Source organism: Microbulbifer sp. NBRC 101763, from assembly GCF_040371615.1.
Classification (GTDB): Bacteria; Pseudomonadota; Gammaproteobacteria; order Pseudomonadales; family Cellvibrionaceae; genus Microbulbifer; species Microbulbifer variabilis.
On record NZ_BAABQV010000019.1, the window covers coordinates 1 to 5,564 of the forward strand.

The window sequence follows — 5,564 nt, forward strand, 5'->3', positions numbered from 1 at the left end:
GCTCTCTTAACTGCTTCTCTACGGAACTCCTCCGTATACGCCTGAGTTCTTTTCTTACCCATGATACACCTCCGTGTTAGGCCTAAACCTAACTATACAGGGTGTCTACCAAACGTGGGCAAGTCTTGAATATAACGCCCGGCTTTGGGGCTGACCTGGAGCTGCAAAGCAGCGGAAAGGCAGTCCAAGCCCCGCAGGGGCGACAACAGCCGCTTGTTATGTGATGGCATCTACTCCACTCTTTTCTTTCGCTCACCAAAAGAGGTTGCACCATATATAACGCAGAAGAATACCGATGCAAGAGCATAGTACCTGGCAGACCCATTCCATAGGCTTCGATACAGCTCGACCTCATTTACTTTCTCACAAAGTTCGAGCGATTCAATTATGCAACTCTCTAGTACTGACATAACCCGTTCTGCATAACTTATTTGATAGCCAAGCATAGAAATACACCACACGGCTACTCCGATGCTAAATACGGAAAGTACCTTTCTGTTACGGCTTAGTTGCCTGAACATTTTGAGCTTACTCTTTTAGTCACATAACGCCCGCAACAGGGGCGACCAATGCTGTGCACATTTTGTGTGAAACTGGGAGCGCAGCGACCTGCACAAATTTGCACTGCGTTGGGCGTCCCGCGGAGGCCCCAAGGGCCGGAGCAACCTGCTTGCGCTTGTTAGTGGCAATCACTGTAAGATGTATCCGTAAATCGCTAACCCTAACACTGCGAGCACCACGACTAAAAACTTTAGCTGGCCATTGTGTACTTCTGCGTTTGTAATTGGTTGAAGCTTTACCGTAAATAGTGTGAATAGAGAAAGTATAACGCTCGCGGAAAAACAGATAAGAAGCGGTAGTACACTTACCATAAACACTGAAATAAACGCAGATAGGCCAGTTATTGCCCACAAAGCCTTTTTTGCTTTTTGCCACTGTGTTGGCTCAACGCTGTGGTAACAGCAGCTTGAACATCGTGCAGGACCAAGTGAATGCGCCCCAATCTTTGAAAAAGCATTGACTCCAAAATTTTTGCAATGTGGGCACTGAAATCTCATTCTTGCTTACCACTAACGTCTTTAGCAATGGAAAATTGCGGAGCCGAAGGCGGCGTAATTTGTCCGATTGCCTAAACTTGTTAGGTGCCTCACCACTTTAACCCTTTTAGGTTAATAAGTTTTGCTGACTGACTCTCTTTATCTAGCAATACTTCATACCCCACATAAGAGAAGTAGTCCTGCAGAGTCTCTGCTGGCTCAACGTAGCCTAGTAAAAGTTCTACCACGTTATGTTCATTGTTAATTGCAGCCTCACTTAAAGCAGTATCTCCACCTGGAGTCTTCTGCCTAGGATTGGCACTTTCCTTGAGTAGAAATTCACACAGCTCATAATAACCGAGGCTTGCAGCTTCAGACAAAGGAGTGTTGCCAAATTCATTAGCCGTATTGATTTCAGATCCACGCGCTAACAACCATGCGACTTCATCTAGATGATCTTCAACTGCTAAATAATGAAGCACAGTCTCTCCAATCCCATTCTTAGCGTGTACTATCTCCGGGTCTTCCGAGATGAGTTTTTCGGCTAGAGACTTGTCCTGCATTACCGCGTTAATGAGTAAATCAAACTTTTCCTTGCTCATCGATATCCTAGTCGCTTAACGCCAAAATCAGGTGCGCCGTAGGCGTCACCTGGATTTTTTTTGTTAGGTTTCAGTTGGTTTGTACCAATCAAAGAATTCAAGTTTAATACCTTTTTCTTGATACTCCAACCAAGCAAAAAACATTTCCTTATAATGTGAAAAGCCTATATTGAATCTTGTTTTGTATATTTTTAATTCAGGATTCTTAACTAGCATTTGTTCGCACTCAGAAATAGCTGACTTACAGGTGTCTACTTCTAAGTGAAGGCCACACGGCAAGCTATGCATTGCAAAATCAAGCAAATCTAAATTCTCAATGAATAATAATTTTTTTGCTTCTTTACTTTCTGGATTAATCGTTAAAGCGGACTCTAAAAGTTCTTTTGGCTCACCTGAGCACAAAAGACATGCATCCTTATAGAGCTTTGCTTTAAACAACCATAGAAATATTTTTTCATCTGGATTATCCAGCTTACATTTCCATAATTCCAAAATTTGAGGCCAAATATTTGGATGCTCCACAGGAATATTTAAACCTACATCAAAATGAAGTTTACAAATCTCTAAAAGATAGTCATTTAAATCTTCTTTATTCAAAGATTTAATTTCTTCCAATTGTTTTGATAGCAAAGGTTTCCAAACATGCTTTATTCCTGTATCTCTAGCATCAAGATACTTATTCCATTCTTCTTTTATATTCTCGATATCTAGCATGATTGCTGAACCTGAAACCTAACAGTTTATTAAAGAGCCAATGGCTCACTATCCATTTGGCTACTATTTCTTGGGTGGAGCCTTCAAGCTCTACAAAAAAGCCTTTATTTACAGCAGGTTATAAACCATTGCTTAAATAACAACCAGAGATAGTGAGCCATTGGCTCAAGTCGTCTGGTTCGACCTCCCGCTCTTGAACACATTTTACCCATAATTAAATCAATAAGTTAGGGGGACTTTCTGTAGATGTAAGCCATGGCTCTATAATTCGGGCTTTCGCACCGGCGATACGTCCACTCCACTACTGAAAACCACAGCCAGTATCACCCACTCGGTATCGCATAGCCGCAATAGAACTATGCACAGCTAAACGGTTTGCCACTTCAACAATACAACTCGCCACTAAATCAGCAGCGTGATCAGCAACGTTTACCGGCTGGCCTGCATCAGCCTGCAGAGTCTTGGTGGTGACATAAACACTGGACATCAGATCGCCAGCGCCATCAGTTTGTACTGTGTTTTGGTTGTCGATTACGGCAATCGTACATTTAAGTACTGCAGCAGCCTGAGCATCGCTATTAGTGGGCTCGGTGGTCTGGGTTACCGTTGCACGCACAATAGTGCCGGCACTGTGGCCGTCGTCGATGGTGTAGGCGAACTGCCAGGCCTCCAGACCTGGCACTGTAATCGGGGAAAAACTGGGCATTATCTATTCCTTTGCTTAATCAGATTTATGTACGCCGTTATGGGTGATGATGCGGTGCTGGGGATCGATACCGGCGGCATAGCTCTTGCCACCTACAGAGACCTTGTACACGGTACGCAGGCCAGCGCATTCGACCCGCTCGACATGCTCCCAGGTGAGCGGCTCCTCTTCATGCAAAACCACCAGCTCAAAGCCCTGGCAGTGCTGCGCCTCGTAGACCCGCCCTGCACGGTCGGTAACGGGGGTTTCACGGCTGCAAATTACCTGGGCACCGCTTGTTGTGGTGAGCAATACGCAGCGTATTTCTGGCTCTGCATCTACCCCGCCAATAATGGGGCTTAGATGGGTTTCCTCGTCGCCGGTATCCCAGCAATCGATCAGATCTCCGGTTTCGCAATGGTCTACTAGTCGCCCCTCACGTAGCCAACTACCTACAGCAACGCACCAGGGGTCTGATGGAATTGTGCCGCCGCCACCGTTGGAAGGTGTGGTGATCGTGCCTACATAGCGCCGCCAAGTACTAGCAGCCAGTTTGGAAAAGTTAGTAGTAGCGTAATAAGTAACCGCACCGCCCTGTGTACCGGGGGTCATCGCAGTACACATAGTATTTTGTAGTGAACGATAAACCGGTAATGCTGCCGCTGTTATAACTAACCGTGCCAAAACCAAATTGCACGGTATGCGCAGTGATAGTTATTTTCGCCGTGCTGCCATCATCTGAGGCGGATAGCGCGGAACTGGTAGGAAGGCTAGCAATACCAGATTGAATCATGGGCAGATTGCGCTGATCTTGCACTTCGACTAAATCAATTTTGACGTATTCAACTCTTACCCTGCCGCCTTCGTTTTGGACTTAGCAAGCTCTGCAGTCTCGATAGCAGTCTGTACAGAGGGGTCAGCAGCACGGACCGGAGCCGCAATGCGGTGGAGGTCCAGCACACGAAGTGTGTGATCGTGCCTGCGCTTGTTCTGTATTTGCTAGTTTACAAGCCCCGATACTTTAGACCGAAGTATATCGATTAATTCTTTATCCATATAATCGTAATTATCGGAGATATCTAACGAGATCACCTTTTTGTCTTTTATAGCTCGGCCAAATTTGCTACTCAGTTTCTTTTTATGGACCTTCTCCATAACAAATATATGGTCAGCCCATTCGATGTCTTCAAGACCTACATGAACCTCAGCATCGTTGCTGATTCCCGCCGAATATACCTCCCAGCCATCAACGCCGCTAAAGATTGCTTCAGCTGTCGGACTCCTCAGTTTATTCTTGCTGCATAGGAACAATACTTTTTTCATCTACTCTCTCGATGCAGAACGCCCGCCGCACAGGCGAGCAACTTGTTGCGAGTCCAGCGCACGAAGTGCGCGCTTGTGCAGGCTCTTGTTAGAGAGCTAACACACTACCGGCACTGACATGAAACGGCTCTCCAACAACTTCAACTGCTTCTGGAACAGGAAAGTTGTTACCACAACAGTCTATTTCTATATATTCAACCATTCCTGATTTTCCAGAGAAAATTAGGATCTCTAACGTTTTACCTGCTTCTTCAAGATTAAAGTTTGCTTCAAAAATTACACCGTACTTATCTGGAGCTGCAATCGCTTTGGTATTAGCAAATACCATAACTTTGAAGCTATTACAACCGCACTGACAAAACTCAGAAACCATGGCTTTGTCGAGGTGCTCCTTTAATACTTGTGCATCAGGGAACTGGCATCTCTCTAAAATGAAGTTAATCCAATCCCGTGCCCTGTGTTCGTTATTCATTCTGTCAACTACTTTGTATAAGAGAATAAGGAATTAGAACTGTTGCAGCCAAGACTCCCAGTAGGATGGGAATTAGGAAAACCCAAGCTATAGGCCGCCACCCGTCACTCCATATAATAGAACCCTCAAAATGGTTGATAGGTCCATAAGTTAAAACAATAAATAATCCTAAATTGGTCCACACCCACAGCATTACCAGTAATGCCGTCGAGACAAGAGACCAACCTATAAAAGGAAGAAAAAAAGACACAACTAATAACCACCTAAATGGATAAAGCTTAAGTGCAACCTTTGTATAAAAATCAGTAAATAGTCTCATAGTACGTACAACACTGGTCTTGCCCACAAAAAGTAGACACTCTAACTATGCGTATTTTCGCTCATACTCTGCTGGACTTACATAGCCCAATGCAGAGTGCCTACGAACCCTATTGTAGAAAATCTCAATGTATTCAAACACCTCAGATTTTGCTTGCTCTTCGCTTTCGAATGTTCCGGCATAGACCAGCTCGACTTTTAACCTGCTAAAGAATGATTCCATTGCCGCATTATCCCAACAGTTAGCCTGGCGACTCATACTCGGCTTGCACTTGCTTTCGGACAAGAGATCCTGGTATTTCTGCGATCGATATTGCACACCCCTGTCAGAGTGAACTATTAGTCCAGGCTTTATTTGTCGTCGCTCTAGAGCCATTTTCAATGCTCGACGTGTCAATTCATCGGTCATCTGG

7 protein-coding genes are annotated in these 5,564 nt (G+C 44.8%); all 7 read right to left on the bottom strand.

What is annotated here, in order from left to right; genetic code table 11:
* Positions 1-1,147 precede the first annotated feature (1,147 nt).
* Positions 1,148-1,639 (bottom strand): ankyrin repeat domain-containing protein, encoded by a 492-nt coding sequence (locus ABWV76_RS21905; protein ID WP_353377281.1) that lies wholly within the window; start codon positions 1,637-1,639, stop codon positions 1,148-1,150.
* A gap of 63 nt (positions 1,640-1,702) precedes the next feature.
* Positions 1,703-2,353, bottom strand: coding sequence for a hypothetical protein (locus ABWV76_RS21910; protein WP_353377282.1), 651 nt, complete (start codon positions 2,351-2,353; stop codon positions 1,703-1,705).
* Positions 2,354-2,654: 301 nt separating this feature from the next.
* Positions 2,655-3,059 carry a hypothetical protein gene (locus tag ABWV76_RS21915; protein ID WP_353377283.1) on the bottom strand — a complete coding sequence of 135 codons (405 nt, stop codon included), beginning with the start codon at positions 3,057-3,059 and terminating at the stop codon, positions 2,655-2,657.
* Positions 3,060-3,074: 15 nt separating this feature from the next.
* Complete coding sequence (locus tag ABWV76_RS21920) at positions 3,075-3,722, bottom strand: hypothetical protein (protein WP_353377284.1); 648 nt, start codon at positions 3,720-3,722, stop codon at positions 3,075-3,077.
* A gap of 315 nt (positions 3,723-4,037) precedes the next feature.
* Positions 4,038-4,361, bottom strand: coding sequence for a low molecular weight protein tyrosine phosphatase family protein (locus ABWV76_RS21925; RefSeq protein ID WP_020411203.1), 324 nt, complete (start codon positions 4,359-4,361; stop codon positions 4,038-4,040).
* Positions 4,362-4,449: 88 nt separating this feature from the next.
* Complete coding sequence (locus ABWV76_RS21930; RefSeq protein WP_353377285.1) at positions 4,450-4,833, bottom strand: hypothetical protein; 384 nt, start codon at positions 4,831-4,833, stop codon at positions 4,450-4,452.
* A gap of 364 nt (positions 4,834-5,197) precedes the next feature.
* Positions 5,198-5,564 (bottom strand): IS3 family transposase (locus ABWV76_RS21935; protein ID WP_353377286.1); only part of this gene is annotated, 367 nt, incomplete at its 5' end.